Annotated in this window: 26 protein-coding genes; 16 read left to right on the plus strand and 10 right to left on the minus strand. The window is 43.3% G+C overall.

Features of this window, described 5'->3' with window-relative positions; all coding sequences use genetic code 11:
• Window positions 1-57: 57 nt before the first annotated feature.
• The 5 genes from CLV51_RS04835 to rsgA all read left to right on the plus strand — a co-directional run bounded on the left by CLV51_RS04835 (window position 58) and on the right by rsgA (window position 5,124).
• Window positions 58-1,059 carry an AAA family ATPase gene (locus CLV51_RS04835; protein WP_106526865.1) on the plus strand — a complete coding sequence of 334 codons (1,002 nt, stop codon included), beginning with the start codon at window positions 58-60 and terminating at the stop codon, window positions 1,057-1,059.
• Window positions 1,060-1,124: 65 nt separating this feature from the next.
• A complete protein-coding gene (locus tag CLV51_RS04840) occupies window positions 1,125-1,994 on the plus strand; it encodes a DUF58 domain-containing protein (protein WP_170115318.1) in 870 nt (289 codons plus the stop codon).
• A 24-nt stretch (window positions 1,995-2,018) separates the two neighbouring features.
• On the plus strand, window positions 2,019-3,008 hold the full coding sequence (locus CLV51_RS04845) for a hypothetical protein (protein ID WP_106526866.1): 990 nt from the start codon (window positions 2,019-2,021) through the stop codon (window positions 3,006-3,008).
• Window positions 3,009-3,050: 42 nt separating this feature from the next.
• Window positions 3,051-4,061, plus strand: a complete 1,011-nt coding sequence (locus CLV51_RS04850) for a vWA domain-containing protein (RefSeq protein WP_106526867.1) — start codon at window positions 3,051-3,053, stop codon at window positions 4,059-4,061.
• A 127-nt stretch (window positions 4,062-4,188) separates the two neighbouring features.
• The gene (rsgA, locus tag CLV51_RS04855; protein ID WP_106526868.1) at window positions 4,189-5,124 is read left to right on the plus strand and encodes a ribosome small subunit-dependent GTPase A; all 936 of its coding nucleotides are present in this window, start codon (window positions 4,189-4,191) and stop codon (window positions 5,122-5,124) included.
• Here the strand turns inward: rsgA and CLV51_RS29020 are convergent, their stop codons facing one another.
• From CLV51_RS29020 to CLV51_RS04860, 3 genes are read right to left on the minus strand one after another with little or no spacing between them, the layout of a single operon-like run.
• Complete coding sequence (locus CLV51_RS29020) at window positions 5,125-5,271, minus strand: hypothetical protein (RefSeq protein ID WP_158266930.1); 147 nt, start codon at window positions 5,269-5,271, stop codon at window positions 5,125-5,127. It lies immediately after the preceding gene.
• A gap of 11 nt (window positions 5,272-5,282) precedes the next feature.
• The gene (locus tag CLV51_RS29025; RefSeq protein ID WP_158266931.1) at window positions 5,283-5,432 is read right to left on the minus strand and encodes a hypothetical protein; all 150 of its coding nucleotides are present in this window, start codon (window positions 5,430-5,432) and stop codon (window positions 5,283-5,285) included.
• 48 nt (window positions 5,433-5,480) lie between these two features.
• A complete protein-coding gene (locus CLV51_RS04860; RefSeq protein WP_106526869.1) occupies window positions 5,481-6,014 on the minus strand; it encodes a gamma carbonic anhydrase family protein in 534 nt (177 codons plus the stop codon).
• 91 nt (window positions 6,015-6,105) lie between these two features.
• Here CLV51_RS04860 and CLV51_RS04865 point away from each other — a divergent pair, with 91 nt between their 5' ends.
• Window positions 6,106-7,287, plus strand: a complete 1,182-nt coding sequence (locus CLV51_RS04865) for an aspartate aminotransferase family protein (RefSeq protein ID WP_106526870.1) — start codon at window positions 6,106-6,108, stop codon at window positions 7,285-7,287.
• A gap of 107 nt (window positions 7,288-7,394) precedes the next feature.
• Here CLV51_RS04865 and CLV51_RS04870 read toward each other — a convergent pair whose 3' ends face one another.
• Both CLV51_RS04870 and CLV51_RS04875 read right to left on the minus strand, forming a co-directional pair.
• Window positions 7,395-7,787 carry a hypothetical protein gene (locus tag CLV51_RS04870; RefSeq protein WP_106526871.1) on the minus strand — a complete coding sequence of 131 codons (393 nt, stop codon included), beginning with the start codon at window positions 7,785-7,787 and terminating at the stop codon, window positions 7,395-7,397.
• A gap of 8 nt (window positions 7,788-7,795) precedes the next feature.
• The gene (locus CLV51_RS04875) at window positions 7,796-10,303 is read right to left on the minus strand and encodes a DUF5686 family protein (RefSeq protein WP_106526872.1); all 2,508 of its coding nucleotides are present in this window, start codon (window positions 10,301-10,303) and stop codon (window positions 7,796-7,798) included.
• A gap of 136 nt (window positions 10,304-10,439) precedes the next feature.
• Between CLV51_RS04875 and CLV51_RS04880 the strand changes: the two genes are divergently transcribed.
• The 5 genes from CLV51_RS04880 to CLV51_RS04900 are packed head-to-tail and all read left to right on the plus strand — an operon-like array spanning window position 10,440 to window position 13,852.
• On the plus strand, window positions 10,440-11,090 hold the full coding sequence (locus tag CLV51_RS04880) for a hypothetical protein (RefSeq protein ID WP_106526873.1): 651 nt from the start codon (window positions 10,440-10,442) through the stop codon (window positions 11,088-11,090).
• Window positions 11,087-11,383: a winged helix-turn-helix domain-containing protein gene (locus tag CLV51_RS04885; RefSeq protein WP_106526874.1), complete on the plus strand. Its 297-nt coding sequence runs from the start codon at window positions 11,087-11,089 to the stop codon at window positions 11,381-11,383. Before CLV51_RS04880 ends, CLV51_RS04885 begins: the two co-directional genes overlap by 4 nt.
• Before the next feature lie 53 nt (window positions 11,384-11,436).
• Window positions 11,437-12,765 (plus strand): cell envelope integrity protein CreD, encoded by a 1,329-nt coding sequence (creD, locus tag CLV51_RS04890; RefSeq protein ID WP_106526875.1) that lies wholly within the window; start codon window positions 11,437-11,439, stop codon window positions 12,763-12,765.
• Window positions 12,766-12,771: 6 nt separating this feature from the next.
• Complete coding sequence (locus tag CLV51_RS04895; protein WP_106526876.1) at window positions 12,772-13,134, plus strand: diacylglycerol kinase family protein; 363 nt, start codon at window positions 12,772-12,774, stop codon at window positions 13,132-13,134.
• 46 nt (window positions 13,135-13,180) lie between these two features.
• Window positions 13,181-13,852: a DUF1361 domain-containing protein gene (locus CLV51_RS04900; protein WP_106526877.1), complete on the plus strand. Its 672-nt coding sequence runs from the start codon at window positions 13,181-13,183 to the stop codon at window positions 13,850-13,852.
• 200 nt (window positions 13,853-14,052) lie between these two features.
• On the opposite strand, the gene CLV51_RS04905 is transcribed toward CLV51_RS04900, so the two are convergent.
• Window positions 14,053-17,448, minus strand: a complete 3,396-nt coding sequence (locus CLV51_RS04905) for a TolB-like translocation protein (RefSeq protein WP_106526878.1) — start codon at window positions 17,446-17,448, stop codon at window positions 14,053-14,055.
• 61 nt (window positions 17,449-17,509) lie between these two features.
• Here CLV51_RS04905 and CLV51_RS04910 point away from each other — a divergent pair, with 61 nt between their 5' ends.
• A complete protein-coding gene (locus tag CLV51_RS04910) occupies window positions 17,510-18,151 on the plus strand; it encodes an MBL fold metallo-hydrolase (RefSeq protein WP_106526879.1) in 642 nt (213 codons plus the stop codon).
• Window positions 18,152-18,157: 6 nt separating this feature from the next.
• On the opposite strand, the gene CLV51_RS04915 is transcribed toward CLV51_RS04910, so the two are convergent.
• The 3 genes from CLV51_RS04915 to CLV51_RS04925 all read right to left on the minus strand — a co-directional run bounded on the left by CLV51_RS04915 (window position 18,158) and on the right by CLV51_RS04925 (window position 20,844).
• Window positions 18,158-19,690, minus strand: a complete 1,533-nt coding sequence (locus CLV51_RS04915) for an oligosaccharide flippase family protein (RefSeq protein WP_106526880.1) — start codon at window positions 19,688-19,690, stop codon at window positions 18,158-18,160.
• 105 nt (window positions 19,691-19,795) lie between these two features.
• A complete protein-coding gene (gene arfB / locus CLV51_RS04920) occupies window positions 19,796-20,200 on the minus strand; it encodes an alternative ribosome rescue aminoacyl-tRNA hydrolase ArfB (protein ID WP_106526881.1) in 405 nt (134 codons plus the stop codon).
• A gap of 188 nt (window positions 20,201-20,388) precedes the next feature.
• Entirely contained in the window at window positions 20,389-20,844 is a 456-nt protein-coding gene (locus tag CLV51_RS04925; RefSeq protein ID WP_106526882.1) for a hypothetical protein, read from the minus strand.
• Between the two features lie 96 nt (window positions 20,845-20,940).
• Between CLV51_RS04925 and dtd the strand changes: the two genes are divergently transcribed.
• The 4 genes from dtd (at window position 20,941) to CLV51_RS04945 (ending at window position 24,264) form a co-directional block, all read left to right on the plus strand.
• The gene (dtd, locus tag CLV51_RS04930) at window positions 20,941-21,393 is read left to right on the plus strand and encodes a D-aminoacyl-tRNA deacylase (RefSeq protein ID WP_106526883.1); all 453 of its coding nucleotides are present in this window, start codon (window positions 20,941-20,943) and stop codon (window positions 21,391-21,393) included.
• Window positions 21,394-21,444: 51 nt separating this feature from the next.
• Window positions 21,445-21,774, plus strand: coding sequence for a nucleotide pyrophosphohydrolase (locus tag CLV51_RS04935; protein ID WP_106526884.1), 330 nt, complete (start codon window positions 21,445-21,447; stop codon window positions 21,772-21,774).
• Between the two features lie 42 nt (window positions 21,775-21,816).
• Window positions 21,817-22,758: a YihY/virulence factor BrkB family protein gene (locus CLV51_RS04940; RefSeq protein WP_106526885.1), complete on the plus strand. Its 942-nt coding sequence runs from the start codon at window positions 21,817-21,819 to the stop codon at window positions 22,756-22,758.
• Between the two features lie 81 nt (window positions 22,759-22,839).
• Window positions 22,840-24,264 (plus strand): glycine--tRNA ligase, encoded by a 1,425-nt coding sequence (locus CLV51_RS04945; RefSeq protein ID WP_106526886.1) that lies wholly within the window; start codon window positions 22,840-22,842, stop codon window positions 24,262-24,264.
• Between the two features lie 98 nt (window positions 24,265-24,362).
• Here CLV51_RS04945 and CLV51_RS04950 read toward each other — a convergent pair whose 3' ends face one another.
• Window positions 24,363-25,085 (minus strand): ferredoxin--NADP reductase, encoded by a 723-nt coding sequence (locus tag CLV51_RS04950; protein ID WP_106526887.1) that lies wholly within the window; start codon window positions 25,083-25,085, stop codon window positions 24,363-24,365.
• Between the last annotated feature and the right edge of the window lie 8 nt (window positions 25,086-25,093).

The following is a 25,093-nucleotide window of genomic DNA, read 5'->3' on the forward strand; positions in this document are numbered from 1 at the left end:
GATAAGTTTTATTTGACCAGAGAATGTTTATTTTAGCACACCTGAAAAATTATTAGCATGGAAAATACATCGTCCGACATCCGTCAACTGAATGAAAAGATTCACCAGGCAAGTGCTTTTGTGGATCTGCTCAGTATGGAGTTAGGTAAAGTAATTGTGGGCCAGCGTTACATGGTGGAAAGACTGCTCATCGGTTTGCTGGCACAAGGCCACGTACTGCTGGAAGGCGTACCCGGTTTGGCTAAAACGCTGTCTATCAAATCTCTGTCATCGGCTATCAACGCTAAGTTTAGCCGTATCCAGTTTACGCCCGACCTGTTGCCTGCGGATGTGATAGGTACAATGATCTATAATCAGCAAAAGAATGAATTTGTGGTACGCAGAGGTCCCATCTTCGCCAACTTTATCCTGGCAGATGAAATCAACCGTGCCCCGGCAAAAGTGCAGAGTGCCCTGCTGGAAGCCATGCAGGAAAGACAAATCACTATCGGTGATACCACTTTCAAGCTGGATGAGCCTTTCCTGGTACTGGCCACTCAAAACCCGATTGAACAGGAAGGTACCTATACCCTGCCTGAAGCACAGGTAGACCGTTTCATGCTGAAAGTAGTGATCGGTTATCCTACCAAGGAAGAAGAGAAACTGATCATCCGTCAAAATCTCAATCCGGAGGCCATGACGCCTATCCGTCCTATTATTCAGCCCGGCGATATTATGGAAGCGCGTAAGCTGGTAAGGGAAGTGTATATGGATGAGAAAATTGAGAAATATATCCTCGATATAGTTTTTGCTACCCGTAACCCGGAAGAATATAAACTGGCCAAACTGAAACCGTTGATTGCTTACGGAGGTTCACCAAGGGCCAGTATCAACCTGGCATGGGCAGCCAAGGCATATGCCTTCATGAAGCGCCGTGGATACGTGATTCCGGAAGATGTGCGTAATATCTGCTTTGATGTAATGCGTCACCGTGTAGGTTTAACCTATGAGGCAGAAGCGGAAAACGTTACCAGCGAAAACATTCTGAGTGAAATACTGAACGCAGTAGAAGTACCATAGCAGCTATTAGCATTTAGCTGTCAGCTTTTAGTGTAATTCGCAATTTGTAATTCGTAATTTTTCATATGTTGGATACGGCTGAAATATTAAAGAAGGTAAGGCAGATAGAGATTAAGACGAAAGGGCTTACCAATCATATTTTTGCAGGCGAATACCATAGCGCTTTCAAAGGCCGTGGTATGTCGTTCAGCGAAGTAAGGGAGTATCAGTTCGGTGATGATGTAAGATCTATCGACTGGAATGTAACAGCACGATTCAACCACCCTTTTATTAAAATTTTTGAAGAAGAAAGAGAGCTGACAGTAATGTTGCTGGTGGATGTAAGCGAAAGCTCTTCCTTCGGCACAAAAAAGCAGGATAAACGTGATCTGATCACGGAACTGTGCGCAGTACTTGCTTTCTCTGCTATTAAGAATAATGATAAAGTAGGGGTTATCTTTTTTAGCGATGGCATGGAGAAATATATTCCGCCTAAAAAAGGTAAATCACATATTCTGTTCATCATCCGCGAGTTACTATCGTTTACGCCTAAACGAAAAGGAACCAACATTAAAGAAACATTGCGTTTCTTTAACAATGCTACCAAAAAACGCAGCATTGTATTTATGTTGAGCGACTTTCTTTCGGGCGATTACCAGGATGCCCTCAACATAGCCGCCAAACGGCATGATGTGGTGGGTGTACAGGTATATGACCAGCGTGATAAAGAACTGCCGCCAGTAGGATTAATACAGGTGGCAGATGCAGAAACAGGCGCAGTGCAATGGGTGGATACAGCTGATCGCAGGGTACGACAGTACTATGAGCAACAGTTTCTGCAGCATACACAATATTGCAAAAATGCTTTTATGAAAAGTGGTGCGGAACTGGTAAGTGTACGCACAGATGAAGATTATGTGAAGGCATTACAAACATTTTTCCTGAACAGGGCATAAGTTTTAAAGGAGAGCAAATTAAACATGTATAAACAACAAGTTATAAGGCGTATATTTTTATGTTTCTTACCGGGGTTGTTATATCCTTTTAGTCTGCTGGCACAGCATGCTGTGGAAGTAGCTGCCAAAGCAGATACCAGTAGTATCCGGCTTGGCGAGCAGATAAAACTGCAGCTCACCGCCACTATTTCAGCGGCCCAATTTAAAGACGCTAATTTTAAAGTAGTGTTTCCGGTATTACCGGATTCGCTGGATCACTTTGAAGTAATATCCCGTACCGGGCTGGATACGGCTTCCAATGCTGGTCAAAAAGTGCTGCACCAAACATTTACCCTCACCAGCTTCGACTCCGGCCATTGGGAAATACCACCCATGCGGTTTGAAGTGTTTGCCGGTGCCAGCACAGCACATGATTCTGCGCTTACATTGCCTATTGGGATAGATGTAAATACGGTTGCTGTGGATACGACTAAAGCATTCAAACCTATTAAAGCAGTGCAATCTGTGCCCTGGAACATCTGGGACTACTGGTTGTATATCGTGATTGGTGTTGTAGTGATATTACTGGCAATAGGCCTGTGGTGGTATTTCCGCAAACGACCTAAGAAAGAACCGGTAATAAAAACACCTACCGTTACACCTTATGAACTGGCTATGCATGAGCTGCAATCCCTGAAAGAGGAAAAGCTCTGGCAACAGGGAGATATTAAACAATACTATACCCGGCTCACGGATATTTTGCGTACCTACTTTGAACACCAGTTTGGCATTGCTGCCCTGGAGCAAACAAGTGAAGAGTTGTTGCGGAATATTAAACCGGTGACCAAATTAAATCAGCAGCGTGATAAGCTGCGTAGTTTACTGGCTATTGCTGATCTGGCGAAGTTTGCGAAAATGCAGCCTACGGCAGATGAACACGAAGGTTGTATGCGCCAGGCAGAAGAAATTCTGGAGTGGACAAAACCTAAAATTGAGCCTGTAAATGAAACAGTCAATGAAAAGCCTTCTGTATAAAGCCTTTTCGCAATTTATCATTCGTAATTCGCAATTGAAATAATGGATTTTTCAACGTGGAAAAATATTGAATTTGCCTATCCGGTTTTCTTGTGGCTCCTGCTGCTGGTGCCGGTGATGGTATACCTGTACTTTGCGCGGCGTAAACGTCAGCAGGGAGTGATGATGGTATCCTCCATCGTAGGACTGAAAGGCCTGCCGGTATCCTGGAAAGTACGTTTCAGGCCATTGCTGCTGGCATTGCGCATGTTGGCAGTAACCGCATTGATTGTGGCATTAGCCCGTCCGCAAACGTCCAATACATCAGAGAGTATAGATAGTGAAGGCATTGATATTGTAATGGCGATTGATATCTCCGGTAGCATGCTGGCAGAGGATCTGCTACCTAATCGTATGGAAGCCGCCAAAAAAGTGGCGATGGACTTTGTAGACAAGCGCATCAGCGATCGTATTGGCCTGGTGATATTTTCCGGCGAGAGTTTTACAGAATGTCCTATTACCACGGATCACGCTGTGTTGAAAAACCAGATCATGCAGGTGAAAAGCGGCATGTTGCAGGATGGTACCGCTATTGGTATGGGCCTGGCTACTTCGGTAGATCGTTTGCGTAACAGTCATGCTAAAAGCAAAGTAATTATTCTGCTCACAGATGGTGTAAACAATACTGGTCTGATAGATCCGCTTACCGCGCTGGAAATAGCCAAAGCATTTAAAATAAGGGTATATACTATTGGTGTAGGCACCATTGGTAAGGCGCCGTTTCCTATGCCTATGGCCGATGGCAGCGTGCAAACAGTGATGCAGGATGTGCAGATAGATGAGCCGTTGATGAAAAAGATGTCCAAAGAAACCGGGGGTAAGTACTTCCGTGCTACCAACACCGGTGATCTGAAAAATATTTATGCGGAAATTGATCAGATGGAGAAAACCAAGGTAGAAATCACCTCTTATAAACGTTTTGCAGAGCATTTCTTCGTGCTGGCAATGATTGCCCTGGGATGTATATTGCTGGAAGTAGTACTGCGTTATTCCGTATTTAAAAGCCTGCCATAGGAAGAATTACGAATTACGAATGGCGAATTACGGCCCGGAGCGATCTTCGCTTATAGCCGCAATTCGCCATTCGTAATTCGTAATTTACATTTCTGTACCTTTGGTGCTGTTCAAAATATCAAAGCTATTGCAAGCAACAGTATATAAGTCAACGGGCAGCTGGTATGTGGTGAAAACCTACACAGGGGAAATATTTCAGGCAAGGATGAAAGGTATTTTCAAGAGAGACGGAGATATTACCTCTACCAATCCTATTGCGGTAGGTGATGTGGTGGAAATAGAACCGGATGATAGTGATGCTAACGCAAAGAATGCTATGATAACGGAGATTGGTCCCCGTAAAAATTATATTGTACGCAGCTCTCCACACGGTAAAAACAAAAAACATATTGTAGCGGCTAACATGGATCAGGCGGTGCTGGTATGCACGGTGAAGGAGCCGCGTACTTCACAGGGCTTCATAGACCGATTCCTGGTAACGGCGGCTGCTTATCATATTCCGGTAATACTTGTATTTAATAAGAAAGATCTTCATAAAGAGAAAGAGGTAGAGAAGTTTGACGCCATGGAGGAGCTATACACGGCTATCGGTTACCAGGTAATGCTGATATCTGCTACCACCGGCGATGGTGTGGACGATGTGAAGGCATTGCTGAAAGATAAAACTACTTTGATGGCCGGCCATTCCGGTGTGGGTAAATCCTCCCTGATCAATGTACTGATGCCCGGCCTGGATCTGAGAACCAAGGCGGTGAGCGGCTGGAGTGGCAAAGGATTACATACTACCACGTCTGCTGAAATGTATGACCTGCCTTTTGGCGGTTGTTTAATAGATACCCCCGGTGTAAGGGAATTTGGTATTGTAGATATCCCCAAGACTGAATTGTCGCACTACTTTTTAGACATGCAACCTTATATTTCCAAATGTCAGTTTAACAATTGTTTGCACATCAACGAGCCCGGTTGTGCCGTGAAAGTAGCGGTAGAAGAGGGCGAAATAGATGTAGACAGATATGTTAGCTATGCTACCATTCTGGAAACGATCGAAGCAGAGCAGTACTGATCAGTGTTTTCCCGGTTTACCTAATTCATCCAGCACTTTTTCCGCACCCCAGTTACGTCTGGGCTGTGGACAACCTTTCTTTTGTGTACGGCAGGCAGACAGGAAAATGATAACCAGCAGGATTGCTATAGGAGTTATTTTGCGCATGTGTGTGGATTTTAGAACAGACGCATTTGTTTACCTGCCCGGCTGTTTTGTCTTTTCATTTCCTTTGTATATTGGTTGGAAGCAGGGCATCCTGTTTTCTGCGATGAGCAGCTTGGAAACAGGATGCAGCCCAATAAGAGCAGGCAAAGTATTGTTTTCATAGGGGGATATTTACCTGCAATATAACCTTTTTTTATAACGTGTGGGCGTTATGGTTGTTTAACTGCTTCTTCCTGGTACCAGGAGGCATACATGCCATAGTTTTTGGAAATCCGGTTAATCTCTCCCTTTATCAGGGTCATATCAATGTCTTTCACTTTTTTAGCAGGAACGCCGGCGTAGATGGTGCCCGGCTCCACATGCGTATCGCTGAGTACTACCGCTCCGGCAGCAATGATGCTGTTGCTGCTGATGTGTACATTGTCCATTACAATAGCCCCCATACCAATGAGTACATCGTCATCTATAGTACAGCCATGCAAAATTGCATTGTGACCAATAGAGACATTATTGCCAACAATAGTTTTTGATTTCTGATATGTGCAATGGATCACAGCGCCATCCTGCACATTCACATTGTCGCCCAGGCGGATGCTGTTTACATCACCCCGAACCACAGCATTGAACCATACCGTACAACCTTTGCCCATCACTACATCCCCTACAATAGTAGCATTGGGGGCTATAAAGCAGTCGTCAGCAATTTGAGGAGTAATCCCTTTTAACGGAATAATGTGCGCCATAATAATTTGTTTTAGTGCTTGTATTACAAATATAACAATTACTAATTAGTGGTTGTTTTCTAACTTCGCAAAGAATATAGCAGCAAGTGATATGAATAACAGGCAACTTTTTTTGCAGCATGTAGCGCAAACCTCCGATGCACCTTTAGCCCTGGAGATTGTAAAAGCGGAAGGCATGTATATGTGGGATGTAAACGGCAAACGATATCTTGATCTGATAGCCGGCATCAGTGTTTGTAATGTAGGACATTGCCATCCTGCTGTGGTAAAGGCCATACAGGATCAGGCGCAGCAATATATGCACCTGCTGGTGTATGGTGAGTTTGTACAATCGCCACAGGTGACCTTTGCCAGCTTACTCACACAACATCTTCCTGAAAACCTGGATTGTGTATATTTCACCAATTCCGGCGCTGAAGCCGTGGAAGGAGCTATGAAGCTGGCCAAACGTTACACCGGCAGAATGGAGATTGCTGCTTTTAATCGCAGTTACCATGGTTCTACACAAGGAGCACTAAGTATTCTGGGAGATGAATACTGGCGCAATGCTTATCGCCCGTTGTTACCAGGCATTCTGCACCTGGAGTATAATAATTTTGATTCCTTAAATGCAATTACTGATAAAACCGCCGCAGTTATTGCCGAAAGTGTACAGGGAGAAGGTGGTGTAATCGTACCACAACGGGAATGGATATACGCTCTTCGTGAAAAGTGTACTGCTACCGGTACATTATTGATATTGGATGAAATCCAGTGTGGCCTGGGACGAAACGGTACATTATGGGCATTTGAACAACTGGGTATTACACCGGATATTTTATTGCTGGGTAAAGCATTGGGTGGCGGTATGCCTTTAGGTGCTTTTATTGCTTCCCATGACATCATGTGGACGCTCACCAACAATCCCGTACTGGGCCATATCACTACCTTTGGCGGCCACCCGGTGAATTGTGCTGCCGGCCTGGCAGGGTTTCAGGCATTGCTGGATGAACAGCTGGTGAAAGAGGTGAAAATAAAAGAGCAAATTTTTCTGCAACACCTGAAACATCCGGCTATCAAAGCAGTGCGTTCTCTTGGCCTCATGATCGCCGTAGAATTTGAGAGTTTTGCCGTGAATAAAAAAGCAATTGATTACTGCATTGATAAAGGCGTATTAACAGACTGGTTCCTGTTTGCTCCGGAATGTATGCGTATAGCGCCACCGCTGACTATTACCCCCGAAGAAATTAAATGGGCATGCAGCGTGATTTGTGAAGGGCTGGATAAATTGTAGTATTTAAAAGAGATGAAGTAGTAATAATATTTCTGCATCATCTCTTTTAAATATTACCAACTTTATTTGTGGAGATGAATATTTTATGTGGGAATTTTATGTTGTTTTTACGAATTTAATCTGCTCATTTTTAGTGTTACCTGCTTGGCAAATAATTCAATGGCATCATGTTCCAGCCACGCTAAATAAAAATAATATTCTCCCAGGTCTGTTACTTCATGCAGATTATTATTTCTCTCAAATCTTCCTCTGTAAAAAAGATCCAAAGTGCTGCTTTCAGCTGTTCTGGAGGGGTTTATGGTGAAGTTGGTAATCGTAACCTGGTAAAATTCCACGATGATTTTATAATCATCATTAACGAACCGCAACTCAAGTGTTTTTTGAGTGGCGTCATGCTGGATTTTAATACACTCGTAATCGTTATGAAGATCGTAAAGCGAACCATTAATCTCTCCGCTCATGATACATTCAAACAGCGCGGTATGCGTAACGTCTTTCATAATGCAGGTTAAAACTGTAATTTAAAGCTACCGAATACGCCAAAACGTTTACTGGCCGGTTCATCTGGCAATGCTGTCGGAGCTACTCTCCAGACAAAATCGACACGCAGGAATTTGAAAATATTTTCGATGCCGGTACCTACTTCCAAATAAGGATTACCCTGTAATGTTTTGAAAGGATAACCATTGTTAAAGTTCAACTGTTTATTAGCTTCAGATAAAGAACCAATGATACCTTTTGCGGTCCAGAACTGACGCCACTTCAGCTTTTTAATTAATGGAATGTAACCAAAGATACCGTTGCCAATAGTATGTTCTACGTTGAAACCTGCATATTGATCGCTGATAAACTCAAACCGGTTCATCATGTTAAATGCATATTTATTATAGTAGTAGCTTTCATTACCAGGATGTACTTCCAGGGAAGTATAAGGAAGGGTACCAAATATTTTTCCGCCGTATATGTTGTAATAGAAGGAACCGAATGGCGGCAGCTTAACGTAATCGGATACACTGAGCCCCATCCGCTGATATTGCTGGCCACTGTTAGCAACATTAGGAATGCCAACTGCATATTTTACTTCTACTATTGGATATTTACTGCCAAGACTGATACGATAATAATCACCTTCCAGGAACTCTTCGTGGAAAGCGTAGCGTAATTTCAATTCCACCTCCGTATTGGTTAATGGATCATTACCATTAAGCTCTTTTGGGTAGAAGGCGGTAGTGGGTAATGGTGCATATGGCATTATCTGTTTATGCACCAGTGTTACCTGGTGAGAAAAACCGCTGTAGTATTCTTTGAAAAATTCAACGCGTTTTTCATCTACCATTAAAAATTTTTGTATAGTACCGCTTTTTCGTATGGCCAGGCTAAAAATATTATCCGTACCTACTTCATCATAATAATGGGTTCCATTATCGAGATCTCTGGTATACGCACCATATAGAAACATGCGTGGATGCCTTTGCAGTAGCCATAAAGCAGACATCTTGCCTTTATAGACATGATCTTTAAAACCATAAGCCAGGTAGCCGTACAAGTAAAGATCCTTATTGAATTTTTTTGTGGTTCCCATGTCCAGGCGTAAACGGAATCCTTCCAGCCTGTTTTGTGAAAACAGGTAATAGTAAGGTCCCCATTCTATTTTTCCAAATGGTTTATAGCCGGTAGCCAGAAAGCGGATAGTATTGGAATAAGTCCGGAAGAGTGGCATCTTTTGCAAGGTGTCTACCATCTTGTAAATGCCTTCTTCATTTTTACTGAGGTCTTCCGGCCGGTTATCCATCCAGAAAGAATCTTTGCGAATGCGTGCGCTGTCGAGTACTACTATATTCTGTGGATATTGTTTACTACCGAAGATATTGGTAGCAGCGGTATCATTGGTTATTACATCATTATAGGTCGTAGTTTTCCGGCCAATGAAATCGAGGGTTTTTCCCGGTCGCGGACTGGGTGCCCAGAAATCTGCAATGAATTTATCTTTATACAAAAACCAGCTACTATCCTTTAGTTGCCGGAATTCCTGTACCATGCTTATTTTGCGAACAAAGTTGATATTAGCATCCTGCGGCACTGATAGTGTCATCTTTTGCACAGCATAAGTGGTATCATGTACCCACAGATCACCGATAAAAGTATTTTCTCCTTTTCGTTTAGGCGTAAAGTTTAGTTTGATAAATCTTTGCCCGCTTACATATTGGGTATCAGCAATTTTATAATCATAATAAAATGCACCATTATGATGAATCGGGCTGGCAAACTGTTTATCAAATACCGGGATAAAATTATCATACACGTTAATGTTCTGGTACATACCGCCCAGGAACTTGGTCACGCTTTCATTGTCTATGCCTGATGTACGTGCAGCCTTGATAATTTCTTTTGTTTTGCGCGGATTGGCCTGATAGTAGTAATCCGACAAGGATTCCGTTAAGAAGATGGGTAGAAATGGTTTGTCTTCAGAGGTGCTGTCGATGTTATTAAGAATAAAGGCGAACGGTTTGGTGAATCGGTTTTTCCCCAACTTCTCTTTATTCAGATTTTTCATATCCAGCTCCAGTTTATTATAAACTTCGTATTTATAATTATCCAGGCGGTTATAATTGTTCTCCGGCTTATGCTTTATAATTTGTTTGAGCAGTATCAACGCCCAGTTTACGCTGGCTTTTATTTCATAAGTTTTCAGGGAAACGTCTGAGCGGGTGACTTCAAAATTAATTGTTTGCTCTTTTAATGTCTTGTTCACCGGCAGCTTAAGGATGTAATACCCCATTACCCTTACGAGTAGTGAATCGGAAGGGATAACATTTAATTCGAACGAGTATTTCCCTTCTGCATTGCTAACCATACCTGTTTGGGTACGAACAAACTGAAGAGTGGCGAAGGGGATGATTTCCTGTGAGTGCGCGTCCCTTACCACACCGCTAACCTTGTACTGCTGCGCCATCAAACCTGAACAACAAACGCTTACGCCGATGATTATTGCTAATATTCTTTTCCAGCCAACCATATTTGACAACAATATTATAGCATTTATAGCTAATCTGTATCGACGCTTTCCTCTAGGTAAGGTAGTTATAACAAAAAATTATATTTTGGAATTTGAATATTTCTATTAGCTTTGTACTGCAAAGTACTTTTTTAGTATGACAGACCAACAACATCTGCAAGCATTAAGCGACATTAAGCGAATCATGGAGCGTAGCAGCCGCTTCATATCCCTGAGTGGATTAAGTGGCATATCCGCCGGCATCAGTGCCCTGGTAGGAGCAGCCATTGCCCGCAACTGGCTGGTAGATTATTATACCAGGTGGGAAAAAACGGGTGCTTATAATGACGCGGATTACGCCTCGCTGAAGGTTCATTTAATAGCATTAGGATTATGTGTGATGGTGGTGGCATTATGCGGCGGTACTTTTTTTACCTGGCGCAGGGCAAGGAAAAACAAGCTCTCTATCTGGGATGTTACAGCGCGTAAGGTGTTGTTTAATGTGGCGATTCCGCTGGCAGCAGGGGGCGCTTTTATTGCCGGTCTTTTATACAATCACCTGGAACCGTTAGTAGCCCCAACCTGTTTGGTATTTTATGGATTGGCGCTTATTAATGCCAGTAAGTATACTTTGCCTGATGTGCGATATCTGGGTATTTGTGAAACTATTCTCGGAATAGTTAATCTTTTCTTTTTGCGTAAAGGCCTTTATTTTTGGGCCGTAGGTTTTGGCCTGCTGCACATCATTTACGGCGCATTAATGTGGTGGAAATATGAAAGAAAAGGAAGCTTTCAATCAATAGCATGAATCCGATAGGCAACTTAAATAAGATATTCGAAAGTCGTATACGCCTGGGCGTTATGAGTATATTGATGGTGAATGAAGAGGTTAATTTCAATGACCTTAAGCAAATGCTGGAAGTAACAGACGGCAACCTGGCTTCCCACCTCAATACACTGGAAGAAAACGGCTATCTGAAAGTTCATAAAGGCTTTATTGGTCGTAAAACCAATACCACCTATGTTATTACGGCCGCCGGTGAGAAGGCTTTCAAAGGCCATCTTGCCGCGCTGGAACACATGATAAGATTCACTAAATAAATTTTTTTTGTCTTTTTACTTTGAAATACAAAGTACTTTTAAAAACAATTACCATGGAACCTTCAACTAATGAACCGCTATCTTTCTTAGACCGTTACGCCTACGCTATCAAGGCGATGATTATCCTGATAATGATATTGGTACTCCTGATACCCACCACCATGATCCAAAGCATCATCTGGGAGCGCCGCGACAGGCAGCAGGAAGCTACCAAAGAAGTGAGCAGCAGGTGGGGAAATGAGCAAAATATTACCGGTCCCGTACTCGCCATTCCTTATAAACTGGCGGAAAGCGGTGGAACTTCTTACGCCTACCTCCTACCGGAAAACCTTAAAATAAACGGCGAGCTACTTCCCGAAAAACTCAAAAGGGGTATTTTTAATGTTGCAGTGTACACCGCTAAGCTGCAACTGAGTGGTACTTTCACCAGAGACGCGCTCTCAAAACTCAATATCTCTTCTTCCGCCTTCGATTGGGAGCATGCGTCTTTACTCATTGGCATCAGCGATCTCCGTGGCATTGATAACCAGGTGCAAATGATGTGGAACGGCAAGCCGTATTTGTTTAACCCGGGCGTGGTCAACAGCGACCTGTTCAGCAGCGGCATTCAAACACCGGTAGCGCTCAACCCCAGCGATACCGGTGCCCTGTCTGGCAATTTCACCGTAGACCTTGGCATAAAAGGTTCCGGCAGAATAAGTTTTTCTCCCGTTGGCAAAACTACTACGGTGGGCATTAATTCCAGCTGGACAAACCCCAGCTTTGATGAGGCTTTTCCACCAAAGACCCGTCGTGTGGATGATAAGGGATTTGCCGCTACCTGGCAGGTACAGCACCTGAATCGTAATTATCCGCAAAGCTGGACGGGCAGTCAATTCAACATTCATTCAGCAGATTTCGGCATCAAACTATTTATGCCTGCCGAAAGCTACCAGCAGTCTATGCGTGCGGTGAAATACGCTATACTGATCATCGGATTAACTTTTTTTATATTTTATTTTATTGAACTGTCACAGCGCCGCGCCCTTCATCCATTGCAGTATGCCCTTATAGGCTTAGCCCTTTGTATCTTCTACACCCTGCTGATATCTATTTCAGAACAAATTAACTTTATTATGGCCTACATTATTGCCAGCGTACTTACCATCGGTCTGATTATTGCCTATACAGCCGCTGCATTTAAGAGCAGCCGTATTGCTGCAGCGATTGGTGCTACACTTGTACTGCTTTATGGATTTATTTATGTCATTATCAGTGCGGAAGATCAGGCGCTGCTGATGGGTAGCCTGGGACTATTTATCATCCTGGCCCTGATGATGTATTTCAGTACCACCATTAAATGGGATAAATTGGGACAAAAAAATATCACTACAAACGAATAAACGAACATGGGAAATTCTTATATCAGCAAACGGTTAGCCAGCTTCGGGTACGCATTCAGTGGCATTGCAGCATTTCTGCGCAGCGAACCACATGCACGCATACACGCAGTAGCCACAATAGCTGTAGTGGCAGCCGGTTGCTGGTATAAGTTAGCAACACAGGAGTGGATCTGGATAGTAATGTCGATTGCCCTTGTATGGACTACGGAAATGTTTAATACAGTGATAGAAAAAATGATGGATCACTTATCGCCACAGCACCATCCTAAAGTAAAATTTATCAAGGATGTAGCTGCGGGCGCAGTACTGGTGGCGGCAATAGCAGCTGCTATTATCGGAGCCTTCATATTTATTCCCTATATCTTTTAATCATCTGTTTAACCCCTTTACTATTTAATCTTATAAAAATAGCCGTATGCAATTGAAGAGAACCGTCCGATTTTTACAACACCGCATAAGCCGCTCCCGGCAGCAATATACGCTGTATGCTTCTGTGTTATTCAGTTTATCGCTGTTACTGTGCCGTATTATTCACACCGGTAGTTACCTGCGTGCATCGTTGGTATGGAACCTGTTCCTGGCCTATGTTCCTTTTGCAATTACCCGTTGGATGGAAAAACATCCGCAGCAGATCCGGAACCGCTATAGCTGGTATAGTTACTTCATTTTATGGTTGCTGTTTATTCCTAACGCGCCTTATATTCTCACGGATCTGTTTCACCTCTTTGATGGTGGCGTACCGCTTTGGTTCGACCTGTTCGTAATTTTCTCTTTCGCCTGGAACGGCATGATGCTGGGATATATTTCTATTCGTAGTATGGAGAATATGTGGAGCCAGCGTCACTCACGCTGGCCTGTATGGATGTTTACTTTCCCGGTAATGTTCCTGTGCGGTATGGGTGTTTATATTGGCAGATTCCTGCGTTATAATAGCTGGGATGTGATAAAGGACCCGCTTACGTTGTTGGGAGATATGAGAGATATTTTCTTTCATCCCTGGGAAAACCGCAGTGCCTGGGCTTTCACTATCTGTATGGGCGTTTTCCTCAGTTTGATGTATCCATTGGTGAAGAAACAAAATGCTTAAGCGAAGGTTGTCTTACTCAGGATTAGACTGATTTTTCTGATCAGGCTGATTTTTTTCTGATGATTTTATAAGATTAAAAAAGATTAGCGAAGATTAAAGTGGATATTCTCCTCTTTAATCTTCGCTAATCTTTTTTAATCTTATAAATTATAATCGTCTAATCAGAAAAATCAGTCTAATCCTGAATAAGACAACCTCCGTTAAAAGTCAACTCCCATTCCAAAATACCAGATAGGACTTCCTCTGAAAAATGCTACTGCAGGCCATCCTGCATCTGCGCGAAGGAAGTAGCCGGCAATGGTAGTACGGGCACCAAAACCATAACCACCTACAAACGGCCCAAGGAAGCCTTCTTTTACGCGGGTAGTTACACCAGACGTCTGATCAGTGTAGTTGGTATAATTGGCATCTTTAAAGCTTAGTTTCTCATTCCATGCAGTTCCTATATCAATGAAGGATGTTACCTGGAAGTTGCGCAGGAAGGCAGAGTTGATAGGCTTATCAATGAAGGTAGCAAACACCGGCAAACGAAGCTCCGTATTCAGCAGCATCACATTATTACCATTCTTTGCATTTTGTTTATATCCACGCAGGTTTTCAGCCAACGTCTGATAAGCATAGTTTGCATTTGTATTTACCGGGTTGTTCAGATTGATCTGTGGGTTTAACCAGTTGTCTATACCACCCAGGTAATACAACAGCTTGCGCGTACCCCACGACATATCCATGGCGAAGCGGGTAGCCCAGATAAAGTTGCGGTAGATTTTTTCATAATGGCGTATATCCACACCCATGTTATAAGTAAATCTGCCACCACCTGCTGCAGTTTTTCCATTAAACACCTCATTTAAACCGCCATTGGTCAATTGTGAGTTGAAGTCCCCGTAAACTTTATAACGGGTACCATTCCATATGTTGATGGCTGGATTAATGGTATTATCATACACATACTCCAGGCGAAATAAAGCGTAGGTTTCTTTAAAATCAGGAGATATTAATGATGCCCGGTCACCGGCCTGTTCTATCAGTTTATCTGTACGGATACCCGCTTGCAGGCGGATGCTTCTTACCTGGTCAAAAGGATAACGCATTTCTCCCTGGTAAATATTGGTGATGAGTTTAGTCGGAGAAAAACGGCCACCAGTGGAGTCTGCAATGAATATACCGTTGCTCTTATCTACTTTGCGGTAGTAAGTAAATTTATAATCAAACCTTTTCTTCAGGTAAGAGGTACTAAAGAAGTATTCAGACCCTTGCAATGAAGATGGAATACGGAATCCGCCATTGAATTTCAGGTCTTCAAACAGATCGCTGACGCCTATACGAATTAAGCCATTAATAGGATCAGTAAGACGGATAGGGCCGGAAGGCTGACCCGTAAAAGGCTGATATTTATTAATAAGTACAGAGTTATCCAGTTGCAGGATCAGGTAATCAGATGCAAATTTGAACTTATACGGGAATAGCTTGGATTTTTTAAGGGTTTGTTCCTCATCTTTCTTCTTCTCAAATAATGCTGGCTCTTTCAGGGCTACTGCGTTGGTATCTGCCGGTTCATTACCAAACTCATTCTGGAAGAAATTTGGATGAGAAGTAGTATCCTTCAGCGGAGACAGATAGGTAGGCAGTCCCTGACGGAGGCTATCTGCATGCATCTGCGCTTTCCTGAAATTGGTAGGTCGTGCAGTGATATTTCTTTTCTTCAGCACGTTGGTATCTACCTTTAACTTCATCAGGCGTTTGATATCTGCATACTGCACTACTTCCGATACTTCTCCTTTTTCGCCGGTGATCCTGGATTCCTGGATACCATAAGGATAGTTGGAAATAGGGAAAGTATAGGTAGAGTCGTTGGTAATAACAACAGCTTCCACAGAGTCGGGCGCAGTGCTGCCATAGGCCAGCAATGCAGAGTCCAGCTCTTCTTTTTCAGGGTTATGCAAAATTTCTGCTCCTACATAAAACAGGGAATCCACTCCGGCACTCTGCGACTTGAAGAAGCCGGCATAACGGTTACGTATACCATTGGCGTCTGAAACAAAGGTGAAGTGAGTGGTATTGTATTGCATAGGCAGTCTGGCGTTACCGTATTTAAGATCGGTCAGCTGAGTGATCTGTTTTTCAGCACTCTTATTCCAGTTATCTACCATGAAAATGTTGAAAGGTCTGTTCATGAGAGAAGTATCACTTCCTCTTCCTTTAGGCGAAGGCCTGTTGGAAGAATAGATGATACCGCTTTTGCCCGGGAAAGCAGCAAATGAGGGGTCCAGATCGTCATACACATCGTTGGTGATCTGTTCTGTTTTTGAATTGCTGATGTTGTAAGTGAAAATATCAGTGTGTCCGTTTTTAATGGCAGACAGCAACAGCGTATTTTCCTGTACCGGCATATATTTGAAATCTACTACCCTGTCGAATTGGTTGAGTTCCAAACGTATAGTCGTACGGGTTATCAGGTCGTAGATCATCAGTTTGGTCTTGCCTTCGTGTTCATATATTATTGCCAACCTGTTGCCTTTAGTGTTCCAGGCAAGTTGAGGATAATTAGGATCTACCTGGTTGGCCAGCTGCATAACACCGCTGTGCAACAGTACTTTGGGCTTGTTCCATCCCAATTGGATTTCTACGCGGTATACCCCTTTTTTGAACTCCACGACCGCATAGGAGTTGTTTTTTGGATTGGCATTAAAGCGGTAAAAATCAGATTTGCGATTTATTTCCTGGGCTACGATAGTGCGGCCTTTGGCAGAAGTTTTCCTTCTGCGGTTATCTTCAGAGAATCTTTTCTGATAAAATACAAAGAAGTCTTTGGTTGCTTTTTTCGGGGTTTGATTCAACACCTGCTCAAAACCTTTTTTGAGGCCACGGTTAATACGGGTGATATACATGAGATAGGGTACCGCATCTTTTCCGTATTTGCTTTCCACATAATACCAGAAAGCCTGACCCGCCAAAAAGGGGTGATCGTAAGCCAGCTGATTAAAGTTATTGTACTTACCGGAAAGTAAAATTAGTTTTAGCTCCTCGTCCTGTTGGGCAGTCCAGTTTTCGGCTGCGTAGCCAATAAAGCCATCTGTAAACCATTTAGGGAAATCTATTAAGGCAGCATTACCGGCAAATTCGCCGATATCTTCTCCAAACAGCAGTGTTTCCAGCATGATGCGCGCAATGCCCTGGCGTATTTGCCGGCGGAGGTCTTCATGGTTGCCATCAAAATAAACGATCATTTTGTTACCTACCAGTTTTGTTACGCCACCTGTGTTTTGCCACTCCAGTCCAATGCCGATATTGGATTGCTTCATCTCCCCGAAGCTGTTATAGACCACAATATTAATGCGCTGACGGGGATTGGATTCCATGAACTGTTCCAGTTGGGGCAATTCCTTTTCGGCTAACTGGGCCGCATATTTCCCGAGTTCCAGCCCGTTTTGGCTAAAATAGGTATTGAAATGGCGGCTTTGATAGTATCTCCACTTAAAATTTTTGAACTGCACACGATTTTGTCCGAATTCTACGGTGTTAGTTTGAGCCTGAGATACAATCGTTCCAAGTAATAGGGTACCGTGGAATAATAACCTGGTAATAAATCTGTTCATACAGAAAGTATTGATAATATTGTGATCTGTTTTAAAATTAGCCTAAAAAAATCGGGTAACAATGATTGAAATACAACAATTCACTTTTGGTCCTCTGCAAGAAAACACTTTCCTCCTTATTAACGGTAAAAAGGAATGTATAATTATAGACCCCGGATGTTATTTTCAAGACGAAAGAAAAGAATTATTACAATATATACAAACAGAAGGATTAAATGTTATAAGATTACTGAATACGCACTGCCACTTTGATCACATATTTGGGAATAAACTGGTGTCAGATACGTATAAAGTGCGTCCGGAGATTCATGAGCTGGAACAGATGGTGCTGGATCGTTCCCAACAGGCGGCAGCCATGTATAACCTTCCTTTTGAGCCTTCTCCCATGGCAGGTCGCTACCTGGTAGCAGGAGAAAAGATCCTTTTCGGCACCGATGAACTGGAGGTATTGCTTACCCCTGGCCATTCTCCGGGTAGTGTATCTTTCTATTGCGCCGGTCAGCAGTTTGTGATTGGTGGCGATGTGCTGTTTTACCAAAGCATTGGCCGTACAGATCTTCCCGGTGGCAATCATATCACCCTGTTGCGCAGCATCAGGGAAAAGTTGTTTGTATTGCCGGATGAGGTAAGGGTATTCCCGGGCCACGGACCGGCTACTACCATTGGTTTTGAAAAGAAGCATAATCCGTTTTTGCAGGAATAGTACCGATCATTTAATAAATCTGCCTATCACCGGAAACCGGGCAAACTCCTTCTTCTCCATCCGGAAAATAAACCAGGCGTATGCTGCAAATAAAGCAGTAGCCACTGCGAGGGGAAGGGGTTTGAGGGCATAAATATCACGGGGCGACAGTACGGTGGCGTTGAGCCAGCCGAATACAAAGTAAATAATAACGGCCAGCCCTATGTAGGTGATGAGTTTAGGCAAGTGGTACGGAATAGGATAATATTTTTGTCCCCATACATAACAAATCACCATTTGCACGAAGTAACATACCATAGTGGCCAGTGCGGCGCCATAATAGCCCATTACCGGTATCCACCAGTAGTTCAGCAAAAAGGCCAGGATGGCTGTTATGATAGTGATCACCGCCCCTGTTTTGGTACGATCCGTTAATTTAAACCAGATAGTGAGGTTATAATAGATGCCGAGGAACATATTGGCCAGCAGTAATACCGGTACAATGCGCATGCCCTGATAATAGAAAGGTACCCGCAGGAATGCCTTCCAGATATTGAGGTACAGGCTCACAAACAGGAACATAAAGCAGAGCATGATCACAAACAGCTTCATGATCCGGGCATACATCTTTCGTGGATCTCCGCTCTCTGCCTGCTTAAAGAAGAATGGCTCCGCACCTAACCGGAACGCCTGTATGAACATTGTGATCAGGATAGCGAGTTTGTAATTGGCACTGTATAAGGCAATCACTTCTTTTTTGGATTCCATGTCATTACCCGGCAGGAACTGGGGTAAAAACCAGGCCCTGTCAAAGGTTTCGTTTACCATACCGGCCATTCCCACTACAATCAGCGGCAGGGCATAATACATCATTTGTTTCCAGAGCCTGATATCAAATTTCCATTCAATGTTGCGTATCTGGGGCAGGAAAAGCACCAGTGTTACAGCACTTCCCAGCATGTTGCTCAGGTAAATGTAGCCGGTCTGGTCGCTGCCACTATGCAGGTCGGGCAGCCAATGAACGCCTGCTGCATATAGCTTTGGGCATATTACGAGGAAAAAGATATTAAAAAAGATAGTAGTAACGATACCGGCTACACGAACCGCAGCATAGCGCATAGGCCTGCCTTCCAGGCGCAGCTGGGCAAATGGGATAGCGGTCAGTGCATCAAAAGCCATCAGCAATACCACATACGTATAATAGGTAGGGTGCCCGTTCAGCCCGGCCAGCTCGCCGGCATAGGAGTTGATAACGGGTGACCGCAGGAATAGCAGAAAGATGGTGATGCTGATAGTAGACAACAGCAAGGAGATGGTAGAAGTGCCTAGTACATGGGCTTTATTCTCCTTTTTCGCAAAACGGAAAAAGGCAGTCTCCATGCCATAAGTGAGCACAATATTGGCAAAAGGGATATAGGCGTATACGTTAGACATCTCCCCAAATGATCCCCGGGAAAGAATAGTCAGATAAAAAGGAGTAAGGAAATAATTGAGCAGCTTGCTCACTATATTACTCAGCCCGTAATAAACCGTTTGTCCTGCCAGTTTCTTGATGCTCAATGCTGTATATTTTTATGCAAATTACGAATTACGGATTTGCGGGGTGATTTATTAGTGAATCTTCCTGCTATGCCGTTATCCGGGATCTGTAATCAGAAGAATATGTTATTCATAGTCGCCGCCATCTCTGCGCTGCCGTTTTTTGTCGGATAGCCGCTTTTTGAACTGTATCCTTTTTTCCTTCACGGCTTTCGATGGCCGGGTAGGTACCCGCTTTTTACGGGGTATGAGTGCTTTGTTGATCAGGTCATTTATTTTATAAATAACCTCGTGTTTGTTGCCCAGCTGGGTGCGTTCGGTTTGCGACTTCACCAGCAGGATACCTTCTGCGTTGATGCGGTTGGACAGTTTTTCCATCAGCACCGTTTTTTGTTGCGGGGTTAACAAGGCAGATGCCATCACATCAAAATAGGCTTCTACCATGGTTTCCACCTTATTCACATTTTGCCCGCCGGCGCCGCCGCTGCGGGCAGTGCGGAATGTGAGTTCGGTGGTCACATCTATATTCATGTATGTTTATTTTTTAATATAATAAAATGTATTTTGGAAGGGCAATTTATTAAAACTGTAGTTAATACCGCTATTCTATGTTCATTTTTACTGATTCACAACGCACTGTGCTTAAAAAAGTATGGAGAGAGAATTTTATTTGGGGAGAGTTACGCTGTGCCGGCCGGATTTTCGTATAGCTGTTCCAGTTATAAAGCATATGGAATAAGATAAGTGCCTTTACTATCCTGTGTAAGTGAAACAGGGCTATCATTTAGTTGTATGCCGGATACTGCCGATCTGCAACAATCAACGCTCTTCATTTGATATATTATTTTATCTACGTAAACTTTCCCTTGTATTGTAGTGCTTAAAGTGGTAGGGCCGTAAAGTCTGCCAACCATTATTGCACTTCTACTGACAGTATCAATCACCTGTTTTACGGGTAAGGAAGTATCTGCATTTTTTATTTTGATGCTATCCAAAGATATTTTAGCATATGGGCCATATACCAGATCATGGTCAGTGCCGGGTTCTACCAGCTTAAAGTTAAAAGTTGGGATAATATACTCATCACTGCATAAAACTCCATCACAGGCTTTGTTGTGTTTGCAGGAGGCGAGTAATGTTGCTGCAATAAGGCTACAGAAAAATAAACGGAGCATAGAAAGAGATTTTGGTACTGTGTAACGGGAGGAAACCATAATTGTTACAGGATTCAATGATTTCCCTTAATTTCCCACTGTTAAAAACAGCAGTAAATGAGGGCAGTTATACAACGTGTTGCACAGGCATCTGTTACAGTAGATGGTGTGGTTACCGGTGAAATTCAACAGGGTTTGCTGGTATTACTGGGTATTGAAGATGTAGATACTACAGAAGATATTACCTGGTTAAGCAGCAAACTCGTAAACCTGCGAATCTTCAATGACGACGCGGGTGTGATGAATGTATCTGTAAAAGATATTCACGGAGATATCCTGCTGGTGAGTCAGTTTACATTACATGCTTCTACTAAAAAAGGGAACCGTCCTTCGTATATCCGTGCCAGTAAGCCTGATGTAGCTATTCCTTTGTATGAAAAAATGATTGCACAACTGGAGCAGGATTTGGAAACCACTATTCAAAGGGGAATTTTTGGGGCAGATATGAAAGTGGCTTTGCTAAATGATGGTCCTGTAACCATCATCATTGATTCACATAACCGGGAATAAGGCACACGCTATCCTGTCAATCCATTATCTTTAGTAAACAAAAATTTATCCATGACCATTCAGGAAGCCCAGGAAAAAATAGATAACTGGATCAATACCACTGGTGTGCGCTATTTCAGCGAACTCACCAACATGGCTATCCTTACAGAAGAAGTGGGCGAAGTGGCCCGCGTAATGGCGCGCAAGTATGGGGATCAGTCTTCCAAAGAAGGCGATACAAAAATATTGCTGGCAGATGAACTGGCAGATGTGATGTGGGTACTGCTTTGTATCGCCAATCAAACAGGTATTGATATGACCGTAGCACTGGAAAAGAATTTCGAGAAGAAAAATATCCGTGATGCACACCGGCATCATAATAATCCCAAACTAAAGTCATAATGCAGTGCACGCTTTTTGTGTCCTGTTGTTAAAATGTCCGCTATGCAAAAGACGGGAAAGGTAAAAATGATCTGGCAGGTGCTGAAGCAGTCCGGCAGCGACTTTATAGACGATAAAGTGCTGAAATTAGCCGCTGCACTGGCTTACTATACTATTTTCTCGGTGGCTCCCATGTTAATCATCATCATTTTTTTATGTGATTTATTTCTGGGTAAGGACGCAGTAGAAGGCAATATTTATGGGCAAATAAGTGGATTGGTGGGCAATGATGCTGCCATGCAGATACAAGCTATGATACGCAATGCTACCCTCTCCAATGATATGAACTGGGCTACCATGGTTGGTTTTGTAACCCTTATTATTGGTGCTACCGGGGTTTTCGCGGAAATACAGGACTCTATTAATTACATCTGGCGACTGAAATCAAAGCCTAAGAAAAACGGATTGTTGCGCATGTTGTTGAACAGACTTCTCTCTTTTTCGCTGGTGGTAAGTATGGGCTTCATCCTGCTGGTATCCTTAGCCATCAATGGTTTGGTAGAATTATTCAAAGCAGTTGTTACCCGCCTGATCCCGGTTAAACTCACGTCTACTATTTTGTTTTATGTGGCAGATTTTGTGGTGCCCTTCATTGTCATTGCCACACTTTTTGCTATCATCTTCAAAGTATTGCCAGATGCGCGTATAAAGTGGAAAGATGTACGGGTAGGGGCTATTGCCACCGCCATCCTTTTTATGCTCGGCAAATTTGCTATCGGGTACTACCTGGGTGCCAGCAGGGTTAGCTCTACTTATGGTGCCGCCGGGTCTATTGTGATCATCCTCCTGTGGGTATACTATTCCGCAGCCATTTTGTACTTCGGGGCAGTATTTACCCGCGTATATGTACAGCACTTCGGCGATAAAATTTATCCCAACGATTATGCTGTCTGGATCAAACAAATAGAAGTGCCCCACGAACCGGAGCGCGTCGAAGAAGGGTAATTATATTGTTATTCATATTCTTATAAATGTTTAAATAATTACATCCATATTTTCAAAATTGGCCTTTATCTTTGCGCCACTATGTCTACAGATCAGAATAAATTCCAGGCGATCATATCGCATTGTAAAGAATATGGTTTTGTTTTTCAGTCCAGCGAAATTTACGATGGGCTCAGCGCGGTATATGACTATGGCCAGTACGGCTCAGAGCTGAAGAAAAACATCAAGGATTACTGGTGGAAAAGCATGACCCAGTTGCACGAAAATATCGTGGGTATTGACGCGGCCATCTTTATGCATCCTACTACCTGGAAGGCATCCGGACACGTGGATAACTTCAGCGATCCGATGATCGATAACAAGGATAGCAATAAACGTTACCGGGTAGATCATCTTATCGAAGGCCATGCGGAAACATTGCCCCAGGAAGCCGGAGATGCACTCCTGGCACAAATGGACGAACTGTTGAAAGAAAACGATTTCGCAGGACTGAAAACTTTAATAGAAACAAATAAGATAAAATGCAGTGTTAGCGGCACTGTTAACTGGACAGAAATACGTCAGTTTAACCTGATGTTCTCCACCCAGCTGGGTAGTGTAACTGACGAAGCCAGCGAAATTTACCTGCGTCCGGAAACAGCGCAGGGTATTTTTGTAAACTTCCTCAATGTGCAGAAAACCGGCAGGATGAAAGTGCCGTTTGGTATTGCGCAGATAGGTAAGGCATTCAGAAATGAAATTGTAGCACGTCAGTTCATTTTCCGTATGCGTGAATTTGAGCAAATGGAAATGCAGTTTTTCGTACGTCCCGGCACTCAGCAGGAATGGTATGAGAAATGGAAAGAAGAGCGTATGCAGTGGCACCTGAGCCTCGGCATTGACCCTGCTAAATATCATTTCAAGGATCACGTGAAATTAGCCCACTACGCGGATGCTGCGGTGGATATTGAATATGAGTTCCCATTTGGTTTTAAAGAAGTGGAAGGTATTCACTCCCGTGGTGATTTTGACCTGAAACAACACCAGGAATTCAGTAAAAAGAAAATACAGTATTTCGATACAGAAATCAATCAGAACTACGTGCCTTATGTGATAGAAACCTCTATCGGTCTGGATCGTATGTTCCTGTTGACTATCTGTAATGCTTACGAAGAGCAGGATCTGAGCACACCGGAAAAACAGGATAGCCGTTCAATATTGCATTTACCAGCGAAACTGGCACCAATAAAACTGGCGATTTTCCCACTCACCAAAAAAGATGGTTTGCCTGAACTAGCGCGTGAATTGATGGATGAGTGTAAACAGGCATTCTATTGCTTCTATGAAGAGAAAGATGCTATCGGAAAACGCTACCGCCGTCAGGATGCCATTGGTACACCTTTCTGTGTAACCATTGATCACCAGACCAAAGAAGATGGTACCGTTACCATTCGTCACCGCGATAGTATGGAACAGGAACGTATTCCACTGTCTGAAGTGAAACAACTGGTGATGAGTAAGATTTAAGCTTAGCAATTTTTCACGCAAAGGCGCATAAGGAGCAAAGGCGCAGAGGATGATAATAAAAATCCCTCTGCGCCTTTGCTCCTTTGCGTGAAAAAAACTTACCCGTACAGCTCCAGGTGTATATCATGCCGGTCATAGCCCATGGCTACTATCCGCTGCTTTGCCTCGTCAATCATAGCTTTCCAGCCACAAAGGAAAAAATTAGCCGGTCGTTTATCTGCCTGCAATAATTCTTCATAAACGCCGTGTACATAGCCCTTTTTGCCCGTCCAGTCTTCCTGGCGCGACAAGGTAGGAATGAAATTAAATCCAGGCATTTCCGCTGCTAATTGCTGCATTTCCGAAGCATAGAGCAGATCCTTTTCATAGCGGCAACCAAAAATGAGGTGGATTTGTTGATGCGGAATAGCATGCTCGTGGAGGTAATGCGCCATAGAACGGAAAGGCGCAATGCCGGTACCGGTGCAGATAAGGAACAGTTCCTTATCTAACGTTGCCGGGAGCACGAAAACACCTTGTGGCCCGCGTAACAATAGCTCACTACCTACTTTTATTTCATTAAAAAGATATGTACTGCCTGCCCCTCCTTCCAGTAACACAATCACCAACTCAAATTCATTGGTGCCATCAGGATGCGATGCAATAGAATAACTGCGCCATCGTTTGTTCTTCTTCTCATGGATAGGAAGATCCAGCGTTACAAACTGCCCTGGCTTAAAATCAAACCGGTCCATTTCTGGTATCCGGATCCAGAAGCGGCGGGTATTATGGGTTTCATCCACTAGCCTTGTTACAATGCCTGTATGCCATAGGTCCAGCATGGAAGTTG

Origin of the sequence: Chitinophaga niastensis (genome assembly GCF_003014755.1) — a bacterium.
Taxonomy (GTDB): domain Bacteria; phylum Bacteroidota; class Bacteroidia; order Chitinophagales; family Chitinophagaceae; genus Chitinophaga; species Chitinophaga niastensis.